This is a genomic window from Microcoleus sp. bin48.metabat.b7b8b9.023, from assembly GCF_013299185.1.
Taxonomy (GTDB): Bacteria; Cyanobacteriota; Cyanobacteriia; order Cyanobacteriales; family Microcoleaceae; genus Microcoleus.
In genome coordinates, this window is record NZ_JAAFKG010000032.1 from 68,780 (window position 1) to 88,187 (window position 19,408).

The 19,408-nt window shown below is 46.6% G+C and carries 12 protein-coding genes; 6 read left to right on the top strand and 6 right to left on the bottom strand.

Translation table 11 applies throughout. The annotated features are described in order from the left end of the window. Nucleotides 1-62: 62 nt before the first annotated feature. A complete protein-coding gene (locus QZW82_RS18785) occupies nt 63-1,151 on the top strand; it encodes a tetratricopeptide repeat protein (protein WP_293151000.1) in 1,089 nt (362 codons plus the stop codon). Nucleotides 1,152-1,449: 298 nt separating this feature from the next. Here QZW82_RS18785 and QZW82_RS18790 read toward each other — a convergent pair whose 3' ends face one another. From QZW82_RS18790 to QZW82_RS18805, 4 genes are all read right to left on the bottom strand, one after another. Next, complete coding sequence (locus tag QZW82_RS18790; protein WP_293151003.1) at nt 1,450-3,663, bottom strand: phosphoketolase; 2,214 nt, start codon at nt 3,661-3,663, stop codon at nt 1,450-1,452. A 543-nt stretch (nt 3,664-4,206) separates the two neighbouring features. Then, nucleotides 4,207-5,445, bottom strand: coding sequence for a COP23 domain-containing protein (locus QZW82_RS18795; RefSeq protein ID WP_293151006.1), 1,239 nt, complete (start codon nt 5,443-5,445; stop codon nt 4,207-4,209). A gap of 2 nt (nt 5,446-5,447) precedes the next feature. Then, nucleotides 5,448-6,107, bottom strand: a complete 660-nt coding sequence (locus QZW82_RS18800; RefSeq protein ID WP_293151009.1) for a serine protease — start codon at nt 6,105-6,107, stop codon at nt 5,448-5,450. A gap of 11 nt (nt 6,108-6,118) precedes the next feature. Beyond that, nucleotides 6,119-6,697, bottom strand: coding sequence for a COP23 domain-containing protein (locus QZW82_RS18805; protein ID WP_293151012.1), 579 nt, complete (start codon nt 6,695-6,697; stop codon nt 6,119-6,121). Between the two features lie 816 nt (nt 6,698-7,513). Between QZW82_RS18805 and QZW82_RS18810 the strand changes: the two genes are divergently transcribed. Both QZW82_RS18810 and QZW82_RS18815 read left to right on the top strand, forming a co-directional pair. Then, nucleotides 7,514-8,119, top strand: coding sequence for a hypothetical protein (locus QZW82_RS18810; protein ID WP_293151015.1), 606 nt, complete (start codon nt 7,514-7,516; stop codon nt 8,117-8,119). Nucleotides 8,120-8,207: 88 nt separating this feature from the next. Beyond that, nucleotides 8,208-9,584, top strand: a complete 1,377-nt coding sequence (locus QZW82_RS18815) for a cytochrome P450 (RefSeq protein ID WP_293151018.1) — start codon at nt 8,208-8,210, stop codon at nt 9,582-9,584. Nucleotides 9,585-10,392: 808 nt separating this feature from the next. Here QZW82_RS18815 and QZW82_RS18820 read toward each other — a convergent pair. After that, the gene (locus QZW82_RS18820; protein WP_293151021.1) at nt 10,393-10,680 is read right to left on the bottom strand and encodes a hypothetical protein; all 288 of its coding nucleotides are present in this window, start codon (nt 10,678-10,680) and stop codon (nt 10,393-10,395) included. Nucleotides 10,681-11,177: 497 nt separating this feature from the next. Between QZW82_RS18820 and QZW82_RS18825 the strand changes: the two genes are divergently transcribed. The 3 genes from QZW82_RS18825 to QZW82_RS18835 all read left to right on the top strand — a co-directional run bounded on the left by QZW82_RS18825 (nt 11,178) and on the right by QZW82_RS18835 (nt 13,565). Next, nucleotides 11,178-11,438: a MoaD/ThiS family protein gene (locus tag QZW82_RS18825; protein ID WP_293151024.1), complete on the top strand. Its 261-nt coding sequence runs from the start codon at nt 11,178-11,180 to the stop codon at nt 11,436-11,438. A gap of 411 nt (nt 11,439-11,849) precedes the next feature. Next, nucleotides 11,850-13,148 (top strand): threonine synthase, encoded by a 1,299-nt coding sequence (gene thrC, locus QZW82_RS18830; protein WP_293151027.1) that lies wholly within the window; start codon nt 11,850-11,852, stop codon nt 13,146-13,148. 141 nt (nt 13,149-13,289) lie between these two features. Further along, a complete protein-coding gene (locus QZW82_RS18835) occupies nt 13,290-13,565 on the top strand; it encodes a MoaD/ThiS family protein (protein ID WP_293151030.1) in 276 nt (91 codons plus the stop codon). A 133-nt stretch (nt 13,566-13,698) separates the two neighbouring features. Here the strand turns inward: QZW82_RS18835 and QZW82_RS18840 are convergent, their stop codons facing one another. Further along, a complete protein-coding gene (locus QZW82_RS18840; protein WP_293151033.1) occupies nt 13,699-19,140 on the bottom strand; it encodes an ATP-binding sensor histidine kinase in 5,442 nt (1,813 codons plus the stop codon). Nucleotides 19,141-19,408 lie beyond the last annotated feature (268 nt).

Below are 19,408 nucleotides of genomic sequence, written 5' to 3' on the forward strand. Positions count from 1 at the left end.
TGGCAGAAACACCCCAAAGAGGTCTATCTTATTTATAAATGGGCTTTTGGAGGACTCGATCGGTGTATTGCCACTCTTACCGCTTCAGCTATCTCGCAGCTATAAGTATTGTGGTATCGCCCGCACTCAGCTTGCTGGAAATTTCAGACGCTCGGGCATTTGCCCCTATTATAAATGCCAGGCCAGCTCGATCGGGCGATTCCCTACGGGATAGCTTCGCCCCGCGTGCCCAAGCAACAGATCCCAAAACGGAAGCAGACAAACTCTTTGAAACAGGAGTCAAACAGCACCGCGAGGGTTTGTTTCGAGAAGCAATCCAGACTTTTGAGCAAGTTTTGGCAATTCGCAAGCAACTAGGCGACAAACCGGGAATCGGAGAAACCCTCAACAATATCGGGGAAGTTTACACCGAAATGGGTTCGCAGTCCAAAGCTTTGGAAGTTTTGCGACAAGCTTTAGCCATTCACCGAGAAATCGGCGAAGGGCCCCGCATTGCCCACACTCTCAATCTCATCGGTTTCGTCAACCGACTTGCGGACAATTTTGACGCAGCGATGAAACTGCACCAAGAAGCTTTGGAACTTGCCAAAACTGCCAACGACCAAATTCAAATAGCAGAATCTTTTCACAACATCGCGGCAGTGTACGCAGAGCAGGTAAATTACGCAAAGGCGATCGAATTTTACCAGCAAGCGCGGACGATTCGCACCACAGAGGGCGATCGGCGCGATTTAGGCCGTACCCTCAATAACATGGGCGGCGTCTATTACAACATCGGCGACTTTAACAGAGCGATGGAATTTTACCATCAAGCCTTAGCAATTCGCCGGGAAATCGGAGACAGGGCTGGCGTCGCCCGCCTCCTCAACAACATGGCACTTACCTGTCGCAAACAAGGCAAAGATACTCAAGCGTTGATCTATTTTCAGCAAGCAATACCAATGTTTGAAGCTATCGGTGACAAGACAAGTATGGGACGCTTGTTTAACAATATGGGCGCGATTTATGAAAGTCTCCGTCAATATCCTAAAGCTCTCAACTCCTACGAGCGAGCTTTGAAAATTGCCCGCGAGGGCGGCGATAAAGCTGGAGAAACTACGGCGATGGAAGGCATTAAAAGATTGTCGTCCGGGCAGTCTTTGCCACAATAATCGCAGGATTTAATTATCATATTTCTTGGTACGTAGTTGCGCTTAAGCGCTCTTTCTTGGATTATTAAACAGCGCTTGCATCGCAACAACATACCTTTCTTGGTACGTAGTTGCGCTTAAGCGCTCTTTCTTGGATTATTCAAGAGCGCTTGCATCGCAACAACATACCTTTCTTGGTACGTAGTTGCGCTTAAGCGCTCTTTGTTGGATTATTAAACAGCGCTTGCATCGCAACAACATACCTTTTCAATCCTTAAGAATCTCCCGGTAACAAACCGGGAGACTTGCAAATTATAACCTAACCAACTAGCCCGATCGCCCTTTTAGTCAAAGCATCAGCCGTCAACCCATTAAACGCCATCAACTCACCAGCGCTAGCAGTCGTTTCCCCCCGCTTCCAAGCGAAAGTATCGCGCGGGCAATTGCTGCGAAGCATCACCGGCTCCAACATCCCAGAAGCACCGCCTGTCACGCCAATCAAGGCATCTCCACCAAACATTTCGGCAAATTTCTCATCGCTCAAAAAGCCACCGTCAGCTTCCGAACAAGTATTCCAAGCAACATCGCTGGAACGGTACAAACGGCGGGGATTCACAACAGAAACAATCCGCACTCCCAAGCCTTCTTTTTCCAATGATGCCGCCGCTTCAAACACCGGCGTTAAAGTCATATCGCCAACAACAGCAAACACAACTTGCTTATTTCCAGTTGTTTCGTGCAACACAATTCCACCATCTTCTAAACCTTGGCGAGTCTGTGCAAAAGTAGTACGAATTGGCAGCGGCGACTTGCTCGCAGTAATCACAACTCCCTTATTTCTGGCACTCAAAGCCCAATCGTAACAAGCTTGAATGCTGTTAGCATCCGGCGGAAACAAAGGAAACACATTTCCGTTACGCATCATCGCCGCAAAATAAGCCTCAATTTCCGGGCGTTGGTGCGTCCAACCGTTGCGGCCTTGCTCTAAAGCACCCGCTGTAAATAAGGTGACAGTTGCCGGAGTTGCACGGCGCAATTCTGCCATTGCTTGCGTTACTGTTTGCCAAATTGGTAAACCGTTGATGGCAAAAGATTCGTAGGAACACCACAAACTCCGCGCTCCGAATAGCGATAAACCTACTGCCAAACCGGCGCAAGCATCTTCGCTCAAAGGCTCGTAAACTTGACCGTTGGGCGATTGATTGTACAAATCATCCGTCGTCGGGTGAATGATTTTGAGAGCTTGGTTGATGTTGGCAATTGCTGATGCTTCGTTGCCGTCTGCGTTGGTGACAAGAAAAGTGCGATCGCGCTCGCCGACAGTTCCCACCAAACGTCCCATTGCAGTTGTCGAAATCTTCGCTTCTCCACCAACCGCAAATTCTTCTAAAGGCAATTCTCCCAAATCTGCTAGCGGCAATGTAAACTCAGTAACAACGGTTTTCGCAGCAGGCCCGCCACCAGCACGTTCGCAATTTGTCCGCACCAACTGCCACGCCTCAGCAGTCAAAGCCCGCTGTTTTAAGGCGCTGACAATGTGCGGAGCATCCAGCGTATCTTTCGGATAAAGGTTGTGAGATTTTGCACCCAATGCGTGTACGCCTGCACCTTTTAACTGTTTGATAATAAACACAGTTAATTTGCCGCCGAGAGCAGATTTGGCTGCTTTGTCAACTCCTTGTAAAACAGCTTTGGTAAATGCCATCCGCTGTTCGAGGGAAAAAGCCGTGCTGTCAACATAAGCTTCCGGTTGATTTTTGTCGTCAAATTCCTTAGCGTCAACTAAGATGACTTCTTTAAAACCGTTTCCTTGCCAATAAGCAACCATTTCAGCATTGGTTTTAGTCGAAACCATACTGTGATGTTCTTGGGAATATCCGTTCCAAACTAACACTGGCAAAAAGTTAGTAGCTTTCGGATAAGCTGTGTGGAAATGCGCCATGCTGCTCATCGGATAGGGTTCGCCCATCCCACCGTCGCCCATGGTGAAAGGAAACAGTTTGTCGGGGTGCAAAAGTGCGCCCGCCATTGCGAAATGCTGTCCTTGTCCGAGGGGGCCTGCTGGTGCTAAAAGGCCGGGAATGAAGCCGGAAAGATGTCCTAATAAACCGTCTTTTTCGCGGAATTTATCGCGCGCTTCCTGCACTTTGACAATTCCCATGTCTTCTAAAGATCGATCGAGAAACATGGCACTGTAAAATCCTGGCGCGTGGTGCCCGACTTCGGTAACAATGTTTTTGTGTCCGAGCATCACCAACGCAGCGTAGGCCTCAGCTTGGCTGGCAAAACCCCCCGGATGTCCCGATGCCTTGCTGGCTGTGATTTGCAGCGTCAGGTAGCGCAGGGCGTCTGCTCCGAGCATCGTTTGAAATACGGCGACGGGATCGGCTGGATCGGCGATCGAATTGCTTCCTTGGGCGATCGCAGGTGTTTTCCCGTAAGTCTCAAAACCCGGCACATTCTCCGAAAAATACTGGATTCCTTCGCAAAAACTGGGAATTGCTGACGTTGCCTTCGGCGTAGTTGCAGTCATGCTTATTTATACCTAAAAAATTTGACTTGAATTAAGTAACAGTAATTTTATAGCTTTTGTGTTGCAAAATATCATCACTTCTGCTATGTCGAATCATAAATCTGTCAAATATCTCAAATTTTTATACGAATCCCCAAAACGGTGATAACTTTGTTGATTCCTGAAATTATTAATTTTATTTGCTCTTCCTTCTTTTTACCTTGAGCGAGGCCGAAAGGCCCTCTGCTTTTTTCCCCTGAGCGTAACCTTTTATATCATTTGCGATCGATTGACCCCAATAAGTAAGGTTCGTAGTGCGGACTTCAGTCCGCTTTCTGCTGCGGACTGAAGTCCGCACTACAAACTGTAAGGTTCGTAGTGCGGACTTCAGTCCGCTTTCTGCTGCGGACTGAAGTCCGCACTACAAACTGTAAGGTTCGTAGTGCGGACTTCAGTCCGCTTTCTGCTGCGGACTGAAGTCCGCACTACAAACTGTAAGGTTCGTAGTGCGGACTTCAGTCCGCTTTCTGCTGCGGACTGAAGTCCGCACTACAAACTGTTTCTTTAGGGATCGGCAATATCTACGTCTAGTCGTTCCCCAAGATTAATATAAATCGGAGCGCCACTTTCAAAAAGAGACGGTCTAGCCTTTTGATTCGCCAGCCAAACAAAGAAAGTGCTAAGTGCAGGAGCCGGATCTTGATCTCGGCGCAACGTGTAGATCAAACCTTCGCACGGCCCGTTAATCCGGCTGCTCGTGCAAATCGCTTTTTGATTGTTTACCATACCGACAGTGACATAATTAAGCTGTTTGTTGCGGTTATAATTATCTAGGCGTTGAGTCACTTGTTGACAGCGAGTCAGAGGATCGTAGCCAGCACTAGAAAAGAAATTAGAATTCCAGCGAATCCAAGGCTCTCTAAACCCTTGGGGATTTTGATATACAGTCACTGGTTCTCCCGTTGAGGTATCGCACACAAATCCCCCCCGCTGGAGATTCGGTTGAGTTTGGGGAGAGCTGCGGTCGATCGCAATATTGCTGAGAATATCAAACCCGTTAGGTAAGATTTGCGATCGCAACGCCGTAAAAGCATCGATCGGGATGGCGGCATTCAACCCGGTTTTAATCTCCTCAATCTGACCGTTCCACTGGCTCTTCACCGTACCGACAGTATCTCCCTGGCCGTGAATTCCTACAACTCTGCCATCAGCATCAAATACAGGCCCCCCGCTCATGCCACGTCTTGTGACAGCTTGATAGCGCAGTCCGTACCCCGACGATGCGCGACCGACGCGAGAAGAGATAATACCAGCAGTAAATTCGAGTTTTCTTTCAGATCCAGAGGCGATGGGGAGCGGATAGCCAGCAACGTAAATAGTTGAACCGACAACAGCACGTTCCGATTCGCCGATGGGCGCTACTGGATACCGATCGCGACTCTGAAACTGGATCAAAGCTAAGTCTATATCGCGATCGTTTTTCGGCAGTCGCTGTATTCTGATTGCTGTATAGCTTTTTTCCGAATGAGTGCGAATGCTGTATTCTTGGGCGAGACTTGCCACTACGTGATTCGCCGTCAGAACAGTGTAAATATTCCCCTGTTTAGCAATAATTACTCCAGAGCCACCAGCCGCAAAACCCAGCGTGTTGTTCACTTCTACAGTTGTGAACATCGCTAGCTCCGCAACTTCTTGGGCTGTTTTAGCACAAGCAGCATATTGTGGGCCGACAATTGCCGCCGCCGCTACTGCACCGGTCAACATGACCGTTAGGGCATCAAACCGCAAACCCCACGAATTCATCGCTAACTCTCCACATGAGACGAGACGAACTGCAAATATGTACTGATAGGAATTCCCCAACTAGATTTAACCATCTTTTCCAATAATTCCGGCGTCGGTTCACTTCCATCTTCAAAAGCATAGACGCCAAAACCGGGATCTCGATACTTACCTCGACCGTTAATCCCAACCAAGAAACCTTTGGCATTAAAAATCGGGCCACCGCTCATGCCAATTTTAACCTCATTTGTATAGCCCAAGCTATAGCCTTCAGGTAAAGATTTTGGCAGCAGCAGTTCTACGAACCCCTGGGCTACGGCCAACGCCCCAGTCTCCGCAGGGAATCCGGCCGCCAGCAGCGGCTCTCCCACCGCTGGCGGCTGCGCCCCAATCGGCGCTAATTTATATTCGATCGCGCTGCTAAATTTAACGATCGCCAGATCGGTATCGCCCAGTCGCTGCGGAACTCCCAACAGTTGGTGGATCTGGCCGTCGCTCGTGATAATTGTACGATCGCCCTTGTCGAAAGCCACAACGTGCCAGCTCGTCAACACAGTATAGGTTTGTCCCTGGCGTTGGACGATCGCCCCAGAACCCGAGGATTTCGAGGTTTTGATGCGTATCGTCGCCTGCCGCGCCAAATTTTCCACTTCACCCCCGGGAATTGGCAATGAGATTGGCAATTTTCCACTCTTTACCGCAGTTCCGAGGGCCGAGAAAAAGGGGGCAGTTGCGCCCTATCGCCCATATTTTCCCCTAGTTTTTCCCCTAGCTTTTCTCTCACATCAATGTAAGGAATTTGGCTGCTTTCCTCCGTAGAGGGCATCCCCACCTGTCCTTGACGCCAAGCTAACAAATTATACAAAGAGCCGATCGGGTCTTGGCCGGGCCGCAGGGTATAAATCAAATTTTGGCACACACCATTGACTTGATTCGCCGTGCAGATGACATTTTGGCCGTTCATCTGACCAACGGTAATGTACCTCAGCATTCGGTTGCGGCGATAGCTTTCGAGGCGTTGGCTGACCAATTGACACCGAGTTGCCGGATCGTAGCCCGAACCGGAAAAATAATCAGAAGTCCACTCAATCCAAGGCTCTACTGCACCTTGAGGGTTTTGGTACAGCGTCACCGGCGCACCTGTCGAGGTGCTGCACCAAAATCCGCTTTCCCCCACTGTCGGCCGGGCATAACTTGGCGCAGAAGCCGCTGTCAGAGCGCACAGGGCGATCGCTGCTGTCGCCAAAACTTTTGTTAATTGCTGTTCGATCATGTTTTCGCTCGATTTTTAGTAGATTTGTTACAAAAAGCACCTTATTCTGCGATAATAATCTTGATACGCAAGTTAATTAGAGATCCGGATCACACCAAATTTCAGCTCGAACTACTGCACATCAGAAACTCGGAATCATGGCCGACTCTCACAGGTGCAGCTCTAGGGAAACCAGTTTTTTTGTACTTCAGTTTGCTGAAATCTTCTGTATGTTGTTCGCTACTTGCACAGTCCTTATCGCGGTGCTTTCGGCACGGTTGTTGAACCATGCCACAATACGTGGCAAGAGTCTAAATTCTGTCGTCATTACTACTAGCAAACTCAAGCTTTCGCCAACCAGAAAGAGGCTGTTACCTCAGACCTTGGAATAGCTAAATTTGCATGGGGTACATCACACCACTGACAAGGTATTTGATCTAACTTGTGATTTAAATCGCGAGGTCGATCTGCGGAGATACGGAGACGGCAGGGTTGCACCAATGAGGGGAGACACCCCTCTTGTGTAATCTAACACTAAAATAAAGGTATTAGCAAGCAATATTTCGGACATTTTTGATTGCCGACCGTAGAATAAGGGTTTCATGGCGATCCTCTGCGAGGGCTACGCTAACGAGGCACACGATATGCTTTCGGGTAAATCAAGGATTTCAGACTGTGCTCTAAAAACTGTCCGGACTATTAAACAAGAACTCTGAACTTGTTTTTATCTTCGTACTGCGGAAATACTTCTAAGTGAGTGTAATCAGGGATTAAGTGCTTGCTACCACCAAAATTCTGCCCGACCTACACAGACGTTTAGTTGAGTATTAAAAAGTTATGAACCTTATCTGCAAACACTTCGGGTATTTAGCGACTGGATTAATTTTGATCGGGGGTAGCAGTTGTTCTAGCTACGATGCAGCAGCTAAATCAGCCGAAAACCAGAGCCAACCCTCAGCAAGCAGCCATCAGTTCCCACACCTACAGCTAACGGGCAATAAACTTGATAGTCGATCGACTGCACCGGAGCCCTCTAACTCTGTTAGCTCGGTTTTACCGAGTACCAAAGTACCAGAAACCACAGCTACAGTTACGGTTTATGAGGTAGACAATCTTTGTCAAAGTCTGAAGCCAGCAACAGTTACAGGCCCAGAGAACCAGTTAATGTCATCGGCCGTTAATGAAGTACTAAAGCAAGAGATTTTCGCTAGTCTGGGTTTAGTTGGTTATCGGCTTAAAATCGATCGCGACCTCGGCATCGCTACCGTAGATTTACGGGCCTCGGGGAATTCGCGCCAGAAATTGCAAAATCTGTCAAGCTGTCAGATGTTAGGTTTGTTCGGGGGCGTGCGCCAAACCTTAACCAGTTATGCTCCTTGGCAAATTAAAACAGTCCGCTTTACAGAGCTCGGACAGGACATTGTGAGTACCGTCCGAGAATAATAGTCTTAAAATTATGGAGAGCGTAGAACCAGTTTCTAGGTAATTCCTATGGATGTTGCCCACGTCTTGTAACACCAACGTAATTTTTATGACCCTACCTGACGGCCCCGAAAACCCCCCCTTCTTGCAGCTAATTCAATGGATTGGCGATCCGCTGACATACATGGACGGCAACGCCAAAAAGTACGGGGAGATTTTCACGACTCGATGGGGCAACCTTGAACCCTTCGTGATGATCCACAACCCGCAAGCGATCCAGGAAATGCTCAACAGCAAGGCGCTTGATGCTCCAGGCGATATCAACGGTATTCTCAAACCAGTCCTGGGGGAACAATCGATGATTGTAATCTCCGGAGAAAAGCACAAACGGCAACGTCAATTATTGATGCCACCCTTTCACGGGGAACGGATGCGAAACTACGGCCAGCAAATTTGCGATATTACCCAAGATGTTGCTAGCAAGTGGAAGGTCGATCGACCTTTTGTCGCCCGCACAGCCATGCAGGAAATCACCATGCGGGTAATTTTGCAAGTAGTCTTCGGACTGAATGAAGGGCCGCGGTTGCAGCAACTTTCCCCGCTGCTGGCTTCAATTATCGATATGACCGGCTCTCCGGTGCGATCGAGTATCCTATTTCTGCCCTGGTTGCAGCAAGATTGGGGCCCTTGGAGTCCTTGGGGACGCATGAAACAGCAGCGCCAAAAAATTCACGCTCTGATGGACGGCGAAATAGAAGAGCGCAAACAGCAACCAAATGCCGATCGCACCGACATTCTCAGCTTAATGATGGCCGCCCGCGACGAAAACGGCGAACCAATGACGAAGGTCGAATTGCGCGACGAATTAATGACGCTGTTGTTTGCTGGCCACGAAACCACAGCAACAGCCCTAGCTTGGGCCTTTTACTGGATTCACAGTTTGCCCTCGGTACGCCAGAAACTGCTGCAAGAATTGGACAGTTTGGGCGAAAACCCCGACCCAATGGAGATTTCCCGCTTGCCTTACCTGAGTGCAGTTTGTCAAGAGACACTGCGAATTTACCCAGTGGGAATGCTGACATTTCCGCGAGTAGTGCGGGAACCCATGGAACTAATGGGCCATCAACTCGAACCGGGTACGGTGGTTTTCGGCTCAATTTATTTAACCCACCGCCGGGAAGATTTGTATCCAGAACCGCTGCAATTTAAGCCTGAACGGTTTTTGGACAGGCAATTCTCGCCTTACGAATATTTGCCCTTTGGGGGCGGTAGTCGCCGTTGTATCGGCTTAGCCTTGGCGCAGTTGGAAATTAAACTGGCGATCGCAACCATTTTGCGCGATTTCGACTTAACCTTGGCCGAGAAAAAGCCCGTACAAGCCAAACGCCGAGGGGTGACTTTAGGGCCGGCGGGCGGTGTGCGGATGGCCTTGCTGGGGCGGCGGATGTGGCAGCAGATGCCTGAACCTGTTGCTACTGGGGTTTGAACTCGCAGCACCCAAGCCGGGGCGCAGCCATCGCACTTTTGCTCTTTGAATGCAAACAATTTAGGCCGATCAGGCGATCGACCCGCCCATTTTTGGTAGCACAGGCTACACAAAAATAGCTAGAATCCTTAACCTGTAACCATCACCCGCCCTCAAATTTCAAAATTCCCGTCTAAAATAGTAGAAGCCTTGCAAACATACCCAAAAAGTAAAAGTGGGTGATTGCAATAGTCCTCTTGATATTTATAAGACTTGCCTGCCATACTTTAAAAACATATGCATACCCTGTTATTCAGCAAAGGTCGGAAGCGTGTTGGCAATGCCAGCAATCTTCCGGCCTCTTTATTTTTTGTGGTACCCAAAACCTTCGGCTAGAGATACCGAAGGCAAGTCAAAAGTATAAATTCTCGTTATCTTCTCATCTCCCATTTCCTCAATTAGAGTGGTTTTGCCTCCAATTGAAAAAGCATCCGGCAGCAAGTTTAAGGAATTACTGTGGGTGATTGCAATAGTCCTCTTGATATTTATAAGGCTTGCCTGCCATACTTTAGAAACATATGCATACCCTGTTATTCAGCAAAGGTCGGAAGCGTGTTGGCAATGCCAACAATCTTTCGGCCTCTTTATTTTTTGGGGTACCGAAGACCTTTGGCTAGAGATACCGAAGGCAAGGCAAAAGTATAAATTCTCCCCCTCTCCTCAATTAGAGTGATTTTGCCTCCAATTGAAAAAGCATCCGGCAGCAAGTTTAAGGAATTACTAAGGAATGATTAATAACTTGTTAAACAATCTCCTTGTGCACCCTATCTCAATCTTCTGTTTTGAGAAATTCCGATACCGAGACAGACTTGGGGAGGCTCTCGATATCTTGAATTTCGCTTTCATGGGCAAAAAACTCGACTTCTTTGTCATCAATCTGGATCTGATAGCTAGCGGTAGCAGTCACAATCCGCCGCTTTTTTTTATCTTCTATTAAAACCCAACACACCACAGGCCTTACCCATCTCTCAACGTGCTGGCTTTGCTTCGTACTTCCAAAGGCATACCAGCCTTTAGCTTCAATAATTTGAAGCACTTTAAAATCGTTATTTGGCATAAATATCTCGATCGCGTTAACTTGACTATTATTCTGAGATCGAAGGGCACGCTTCCTAAGCAGAGCAAAGCTTTGGAAATTATAAGCTGGACTGGACAACCAGATTTTTCGTCGGGAATCAGCTAGTTAGGAGAGCATAGTCTGCTTTGTTACTCGCTAAAGTTAGTTCGATATTTTGCTACTCTCCCACAATTACGGGGAAGTATGGATATCGCATCCTTAAAAATTAGTCTTGTCGTCAGCTCAACACCAGCCAACTCCATCTTCGCTAGCTACATTTAAGTGAATGCCAACTGCTTCTAACGCCTGGTTGGTGAGACCGCTCGGCATACAAGGCTGTTCGGATTTTATGCTGCAATCAACTCTCATTTTTACCAAATAGGATAAAACTTAACTAAAGATTGCCGCTTTCAATTCTAAGCCTGGGTGCGCGTAATTCTCAATTAATTGTATGGTGTAGTTGATTATTGCCAAACTGTCGATCGCACAAAACAGCCGTGTCTAACTCTTCAATTACCATCACCGTTAAACTATTCGCCGCCTTCAGTGAAGCCTACGGCGTTTCGGAACTTACACTAGAACTTCCTCCCGAAACCCCAGTATCTGAAGTGCTCGAAAGCTCGATCGCCCAATACCCTCAATTAGAACAGTGGCGCGATCTTACTCGCTTCGGCGTCAACCTAGAATTCGTCTCCCCCGACACCATCCTCCAAGACGGCGACGAAGTTGTACTCATCCCCCCCGTCAGCGGTGGGTAATAAGATTTTGGATTTCCTCAAGGTACGTTGTTGCGCTTGGGCGCTCTTTCATAGATATAAAGAAAGAGCGCTAAAGCGCAACTACGTACCTTTTCTTTAAATTATGAGAGTTGCGTCCATGACTTACCCAGCAAAAAAAACTTTGTAAAGTTTTGAAATTAGTTTTGCAGCCCAGTCGTTCTTGAGTTCGGTTAATTGAGATAATTTTCCTCTGGGCCAGCATTCCCCAGCAGAGCTTGAAACCCTTTGTGAGAATGAGATTGAGGACTATCAATCAACCTCCAATTTGGGAAAAAAAACTGCCAAAAATCAATCCCGACTAAAAACATCGGGTATGGTTGACGGGGTAGATCGAGCGTGCTAATCTTTCCTAAGACTTAAGAAAACATCGCAAAACTAGAGAGTTGAGCTATGACCCAGGCGACCAGAACCCAATCCACAGCAGCAACCTTCACAGCCCTCAAATGTAAAGAATGCGGCGAAGAGTACGAACTCCAAGCCAAGCACGTCTGCGATTGCTGTTTTGGCCCGCTAGAAGTCAAGTACGACTACGAAGCTATCCGCCGCCGCGTCACCCGCCAAACCATCCAAGCAGGCCCCAACTCAATCTGGCGCTACCGCGAATTTTTACCAGTCGCTACAGAAAACGTCATTGATGTCGGTACCGGCATGACTCCTCTGGTCAAGTCCCACCGCTTAGCGCGCCGCCTCGGTCTCAAAAATCTTTACATCAAAAACGATGCGGTGAATATGCCCACTCTGAGCTTTAAAGACAGAGTGGTGTCAGTTGCCCTCAGCCGAGCGAGAGAATTGGGTTTCACCACAGTATCCTGTGCCAGCACCGGTAACTTAGCTAACTCCACCGCTGCGATCGCAGCCCACGCCGGACTAGATTGCGTAGTCTTCATCCCCTCCGACTTGGAAGCAGGCAAAGTCCTGGGCACCCTGATTTACAATCCGACTGTGATGGCAGTTCACGGCAACTACGACCAAGTAAACCGTCTCTGTTGCGAAGTAGCCAATACACACGGCTGGGGATTTGTCAACATCAACTTGCGTCCCTATTATTCCGAAGGCTCGAAAACCCTCGGCTACGAAGTTATCGAACAACTAGGTTGGAAATTGCCCGATCACGTAGTTGCTCCCCTCGCTTCCGGTTCTTTGTTCACCAAAATTTATAAAGGCTTCAACGAATTCACCGAAGTCGGCTTGGTTGAAGGCAAGAAAGTCCGGTTCAGCGGCGCTCAAGCTGACGGCTGTTCCCCGATCGCCCAAGCATACCGCGAAGGTCGCGATTTCGTAACACCAGTCAAACCGAATACAATTGCTAAATCGATCGCGATCGGCAATCCAGCAGACGGAATGTACGCCCTCGACATCGCCCGCAAAACAGGCGGCAACATCGAATCCGTCAGCGACACCGAAATCATCGAAGGCATGAAACTGCTAGCAGAAACCGAAGGCATCTTCACCGAAACCGCAGGTGGCACCACGATCGCCGTCTTGAAGAAACTGGTAGAAGCAGGTAAGATCGACCCCGACGAAACCACTGTCGCCTACATCACCGGCAACGGCTTGAAAACCCAAGAAGCAGTTCAAGGTTACATCGGCGAACCCATCACCCTCGAACCAAAACTCGAAGCCTTCGAGCGCGCCCTCGAACGCGCGCGCACACTCGAACGCTTAGAATGGCAGCAAGCTTCTGTTTAATAGTTATTGGTTGTTGGTTACTGGTTATTGGTTATTGGTTATTGGTTATTGGTTATTATCGCCAACAAATAACTAACAACAAATAACTAACAACTAACAACTAACAACAAATAACTAACAACTAACAACTAACAACTAATCATGACTGTCAAAGTTTTAATTCCCACTCCCCTGCAAAAATTCACCAACAATCAAGCCACAATAGAATGCGGTGGTGCAAACATTTCCGAACTGATTGAAGCGCTAGAAACAAATTGTCCCGGCATCAAAAAAAGCCTGTGCGACGAACAAGGAGCACCTCGCAGATTTTTGAATTTCTACGTCAACAGCGAAGACATCCGGTTTTTGGAAGGTACGGAAACTGCTCTTAAAGATGGTGATGAAGTGAGTATTGTCCCAGCCGTTGCTGGTGGTTGATTTTTAACCGCAGATTGGGCAGATAAACGCTTGGGAACGCAGATATTTTTTAAATCTATCTGCGTTTGTTTTTGGTTAAAATCAATTTTTATTGATAAAATTTAACACTAAAAAAGCCGATTTTATGAATAGGTTATTTTCGATCGTCGATCGGCAAAGTCAATACAAACTCTGTTCCTGTTCCCAGTTGAGAATTTACCTCGATCGCACCTTGATGCTTTTCGACAATAATCTGACGGGCGATCGCCAATCCCAATCCCGTTCCTTTTCCGACAGCTTTTGTAGTAAATAAATGGTCAAAAATCCGAGTTTTTACTTCTTCAGGCATACCAGGGCCGTTATCGGCGATCGCAATTTTTACTCCCTCGTTTTCTACCCTTGTCTGAATGGTAATTTGATTCGGATTAGCTTGAATTTCGGCAAAACTCCGTCCTAAATTAGATTCATCAAGCGCATCGATCGCATTTGCCAAAATATTCATAAACACCTGATTTAACTGTCCGGGAAAACAGGTGATTTCTGGAATATTACCGTAATCTGTAACGACTTCAATAGCGGGACGATTGTGGTTAGCTTTGAGACGGTGGCGCAGAATCAGCACGGTGCTATCGATGCCGTCGTGCAGGTTGAATTTTTGCTTAGTATCGCTATCGGCACGGGAGAAAGTACGGAGACTTTTGCTGATGGATGTAATGCGATCGCCTCCATCTTTCATCGCCCGAATTAACTTCGGCAAATCTTCTCGAACATAGTCTAGATCGATCGCTTCCAATTCGTCTTCAATGTCCGCACCGGGTTGAGGGAATTTTTCGCCATAGAGATCGATGACACCTAACAAGTCATTGATGTAATCTTGGGCTGCACCGACATTGCCGACAATACAACCAATTGGATTATTAATTTCGTGAGCAACTCCAGCTACTAAGTTCCCCAACGCTGACATTTTTTCGCTTTGAACCATTTGGAGCTGAGCTTGTTGAAGTTCTTCTAAAGTTTGCTGAACTTGGCGATAGAGACGAGCATTTTCTAAAGCAATTGCGGCTTGACTTGCTAAGAAATTGAGGAGGATGAGGCGATCGCTCGTAAAGACACCCCTCGTATATCTATTTTCTAAATATAAAATCCCGGTCAAATTCCCCCGATCTATAATCGGCAAACACAGGACGCTTTTAGGCTGATATTGTTCTAGATAAGGATCGATCGCGATCGGAAGATCGGTTTTGAGGTTGTCTAGAGCGATCGGTTCTAATGTATTTTTGACGTAGTAAATCAGTTGAATGGGAAGCGCCCGATTGTCTTCTAGAGGTACAGTTTGCAGTGTCGTTTGTTGTAAATCGGAAATTGCCCGCACAAACCATTGCTGATTCTGACACAGCATCAATGCACATTTATCTGCACCAGAATTTTCCAGCATGGTTTGAGTTAGAGTTTGGATTAAATCGTCGAGTTGAATCGTGCTAGATAGGGATTGAGAAACTTTCAGGAGTGCAGCAAAATCTAGAGTGTTATTGAGACTGGTACTGGAAGAACTTTTGCTGTGAGAGGAGTGAATGGAGTAAGTGGAAGTGGAAATGCTGGCTAGGCTTTCTAAAACCGTCAGAGGTTTGGTGGCTTGTTGCAGGATAGGTTGAAGGAGTTGGGGATAGCGTTGTTCGAGATCGTTGGTTTTGGCTTGAGCACCCCATTTAGCGTAGCAGTAGTAAGCCTCTTGCATATAAGCTGCGGCGACTTTTTCCTTACCCCAATTGAGGTAGAATTTAGCAGCCAGTTCGTTGGCGAGGGCTTGTTCGTAGCCATAGTCTTGAGCTTGAGAGCTAGCAATAGATTGTTCGTAAAAATCGATCGCTTCAGAGATTTCCCCTTTAATTCTGGCTGTTTCTGCTTGGAGCAGTAGATTTTTGTGAAGAATATTTTGTGGACAATACTCACCCCAATGTTTCAACTTCTCTTCTAAAATAACAAACGCTTGCCAATAATCCTTTGCTTCAGTTTTTTTACTCGCATTTTCAAACAGACTTAAAAGCATTAAGGCAACATAAAACACGCTAGATGGAAGTTTGGCGTGACTGGGAATTGTCTCTTCAATAATGCTTAGTTTAGGAATTAGATCTGCATATTCAGATTGTCGATCGAATAAGTAAGCATGGCGAATTTTAACAGAATAGAACCAAGCTAGATGATAAGCAACATTTCTGTACTTCTGTAAATATTCCGATTCACTAAAACTATCGTCATCAAAGGTAAACGGCGTGTTGGTAAGACCCAAAAGCTGGCGAATGGGTTGTCGGACTCCCACAATTAAAGCATCCAGATTTTCTAAGCTTTTAATTTGACCGAGAAAATCAACATGGATCTGGACAATTGCATAGAGATCGTTTAAGTTTTTACCATAGGTGAGGCGATCGGAGCCGCTTTGCATCATCATAAAACTAACAGTCAGCCAATTCCCAGCATCCATGCCATATTTAAAGGCATTGTCATAGTAAGGATCGGCTTCTCGCAGGGGACGACTCCAGCTATGGACATCAGCAGCAAACAGGAAATTGGTCATTCCTCGAACATCAGCATTGTCAAATTGTTGGCAAAGTTGTACAGCCATAGCACCAAATTGGTAAGCCTGTGCTGCATTTTTGAGTAAAGTATTAGCAATTAAGCCATAACCGACATAGCCGAAGGGAGACATATCGCTATTGCCATATTCCAAGGACAAGGTAGTCATTTTGGCGAGTGCCAGTAATGCTAATGTGGGTTGACCATCTAGCCATGCTGCATAAAAAAGAATTTGCAAGATACGCAACATTTCTGCGATTTTTTCATCCGTCATTGTACTCAATTCAAGAATCGATTCTATTGTTTTGTATTCCAGAAATCGAGTCACGATCGCAATTTGTGCATCGAGGCTAGTCTGGATGCTCTCTTGATTGTTTGGCACTATCCAGTCCAACAGTTGCAGGCTTTGGCGTTGAATCTCTATTGCTTCAGCATTGCGTCCCTGAAGCTGATATTGAGTCATCTGGACTCGATAAATTACGGCTTTGTCCACTGGGGTTTGAGCTTGGGCGAGAGCGATCGCGTAGAGGGCTTCTGCTCGCTCGAAATTACCGCAGAGATACGCTGCTTCTGAGCCTTCTCGGTACAAACCATAGATCGATACATAGTCGCTTTGCCAAGCTTCGGTTGGTAATATTTCAATACCAATTTCACAATAGTTTTGAGCAGCTTGATAGGCGGCTGATAGTTTTGCTTTTTGTCCAGCCTGTAGGTTTAATTGCGCTAATTGTTGCCTTTCTTCTAACTTAGAGATCGTAGCTCTACCTAAATTCAATTGATTGACAATATTGAAGATACGATCTGCCTGTTCTCGTTGAGATAATTTCTGCTTTAACAAATGACCGATTCGCCAGTGCTTTAATTGCTTGCGATCTTCAGGGATTAGAGAATAAGCTGCCTGCTGAACGCGATCGTGCAAGAATTTATAAGAAACGACAATCTCATCACAGCGATCGATCTCATCAGAATCATTCGACTGAAAAAACTTGTAAGTGTCGTTAATCGGAACGATCGACCCTTCTTGCAATGCTTTCCATAAATCAGTCGCTGTATGGCTTTGAGATTTTTCCGAAACGATCGCCAACGTATTCAAATCAAAAGAGTTGCCAATACAAGCCGCTAATTTCAATACTTCCTGCGTCTGAACTGGCAGTTTCTGCAACTGCAATGCCATGAACTCCACGACATCATCCGTTAATGATAATTGTCGGACTGAAGTCAGGTCGCATTGCCAGTGACCCAAATTTGGCTCAAACTCAATCCAACCGTCCTCATACAGTGCTTTGAGAAACTGGGCGGTAAAAAAGGGATTTCCTTGGGTTTTCTGATATACCAATTGCGTCAGATGTTTCGCTAATTGTGGGGGACAACTAAGGGTATCTGCCACTAAATTATTGACGGTTGCTTCTGAAAGAGATCCCAGCGTAATCGTATTAATAATTGAGTTGCTCTTCTGAATTTCATCCAGCGTCAACATCAATGGATGTGCTGGAAACACTTCGCGATCTCGATAAGCACCCAGCAGGAGTAAATATCCGGCATTGGCTTCACTCATCAACAATTTCAACAAGTTTAGCGATGCCAAATCTGCCCATTGTAAATCGTCGAGAAATATCACTAACGGATGATCTTTCGTGGTGAAAATTTGGATGAATTTCTGAAAGAGTAAATTGAAGCGATTTTGGGCGGCACTCCCAGACAGTTCTGGAACGGGAGGCTGCTGCCCGATAATCCGTTCGAGTTCGGGAATGACTTCGATAAGGACTCGGGCATTCTCTCCTAATGCTTGGAGAATTTTTGCCTTCCAACTCGCCAATTGAGTATCGCTTTCGCCGAGTAATTGTCCCATGAAATCCCGAAAGGCTTGGACAAATGCCGAGAAGGGAATATTGCGATTGAATTGGTCGAATTTGCCTTTGATGAAATAGCCGTTTTGCCTGGTAATCGGCTTGTAGACTTCGCTGACAACTGCTGTTTTACCGATGCCAGACAATCCCGCTACTAGCATCATTTCGACCCCCCCTAGCCCTCCCGAAGTTCGGGGGGGAGTGGCGGCGCGATTCTCCTTCGGAGACGCTACGCGAACGAAGGCATCTAGTAATATTTGAACTTCGGCTTCTCTGCCGTAAAGTTTTTCGGGAATCATGAAGCGATCGCACAAATCTCTTTGTCCGATTTCAAATGTTTCTATTTTGCCCGTTTCTTGGAATTGGTTCAGGCAAATCTCTAAGTCATATTTTAAACCCAATGCACTCTGATAGCGGTCTTCGGCATTCTTCGCCATCAGTTTCATCACGATATCTGCTACAACTGAAGGCATTTCTTCGCTGTTACCTAATGCAGGCGGCATTTTCGCGATGTGGCAATGTACCAATTCCATGGCATCAGATGGCTCGAAGGGCAATTTGCCGGTTAATAATTCAAATAGCGTCACTCCCAAAGCATAGAAATCGCTGCGGTAGTCAATTCCCCTGTTCATCCGTCCGGTTTGTTCTGGAGCTAAATACGCTAAAGTACCTTCAAGGACGTTGGGATTTTTAATTTCTTGGGTTTCTTTTGATAAGAGCGAAGCAATAGAAAAGTCGATTAATTTAACTTGTTGTGTCTTTGGATGGATGAGAATGTTGGCAGGTTTGATGTCTTTATGAATAACCCGATTTTGGTGTAATTCGTGGAGGATTTGGGCGACTTGCACTGCGATTTCTAATACTTGTACGATCGCCAGCCGACGATCGCGAGTATAGTCTCGCAGCGAAACGCTGCCGCAGTCTTCCATTATCAAGGCATAAGTGTTGCCTGAGGATTCTAAGCTGTAGGGGCGAATAATGCCGCTCAGATTCAGATTTTTGGCGATCGCGTACTGATTCCGAAATTGTAACAATTCGCTGAAAGTCGGGTAGGGGTTAGCCAGGAATTTGATCGCCACGGGCTGGTTGTCAGATGCTCGGACTCCTCGATAGACTAGGGTTCTCGTCCCTGTGTAAATAGCCGGCCCGATTTTATAGCCCGACAACACTACAGTCATATTTATCACACCTCGATCGCACAAATTCTGATTATATAATAGCGGTCGGGGAATGAAAGTGTGTTTGACGGCGCTCGTTTTTAAGTATTAATACTTATTTTTTAAACTGCGATCGGGAGTAAAATCGTGAAAGTTGTACCTTCACCGAGAAACGAGACGGAAGCCTCTGGCTTTTAGACATGAGGAGGAAGTCGGTAGCGGTTTCAACCGCCTTCAATATTTTTTTTGTATTGGTTGTTTTACAGTCATATTTCAATCTTAAATCAAG

Coding starts and splice junctions, on each gene's coding strand:
- QZW82_RS18840 (WP_293151033.1), bottom strand. CDS start 19,140: ATGACTGTAGTGTTGTCGGGCTATAAAATCGGGCCGGCTATTTACACA.
- QZW82_RS18790 (WP_293151003.1), bottom strand. CDS start 3,663: ATGACTGCAACTACGCCGAAGGCAACGTCAGCAATTCCCAGTTTTTGC.
- QZW82_RS18795 (WP_293151006.1), bottom strand. CDS start 5,445: ATGAATTCGTGGGGTTTGCGGTTTGATGCCCTAACGGTCATGTTGACC.
- QZW82_RS18805 (WP_293151012.1), bottom strand. CDS start 6,697: ATGATCGAACAGCAATTAACAAAAGTTTTGGCGACAGCAGCGATCGCC.
- thrC (WP_293151027.1), top strand. CDS start 11,850: ATGACCCAGGCGACCAGAACCCAATCCACAGCAGCAACCTTCACAGCC.
- QZW82_RS18815 (WP_293151018.1), top strand. CDS start 8,208: ATGACCCTACCTGACGGCCCCGAAAACCCCCCCTTCTTGCAGCTAATT.
- QZW82_RS18820 (WP_293151021.1), bottom strand. CDS start 10,680: ATGCCAAATAACGATTTTAAAGTGCTTCAAATTATTGAAGCTAAAGGC.
- QZW82_RS18810 (WP_293151015.1), top strand. CDS start 7,514: ATGAACCTTATCTGCAAACACTTCGGGTATTTAGCGACTGGATTAATT.
- QZW82_RS18835 (WP_293151030.1), top strand. CDS start 13,290: ATGACTGTCAAAGTTTTAATTCCCACTCCCCTGCAAAAATTCACCAAC.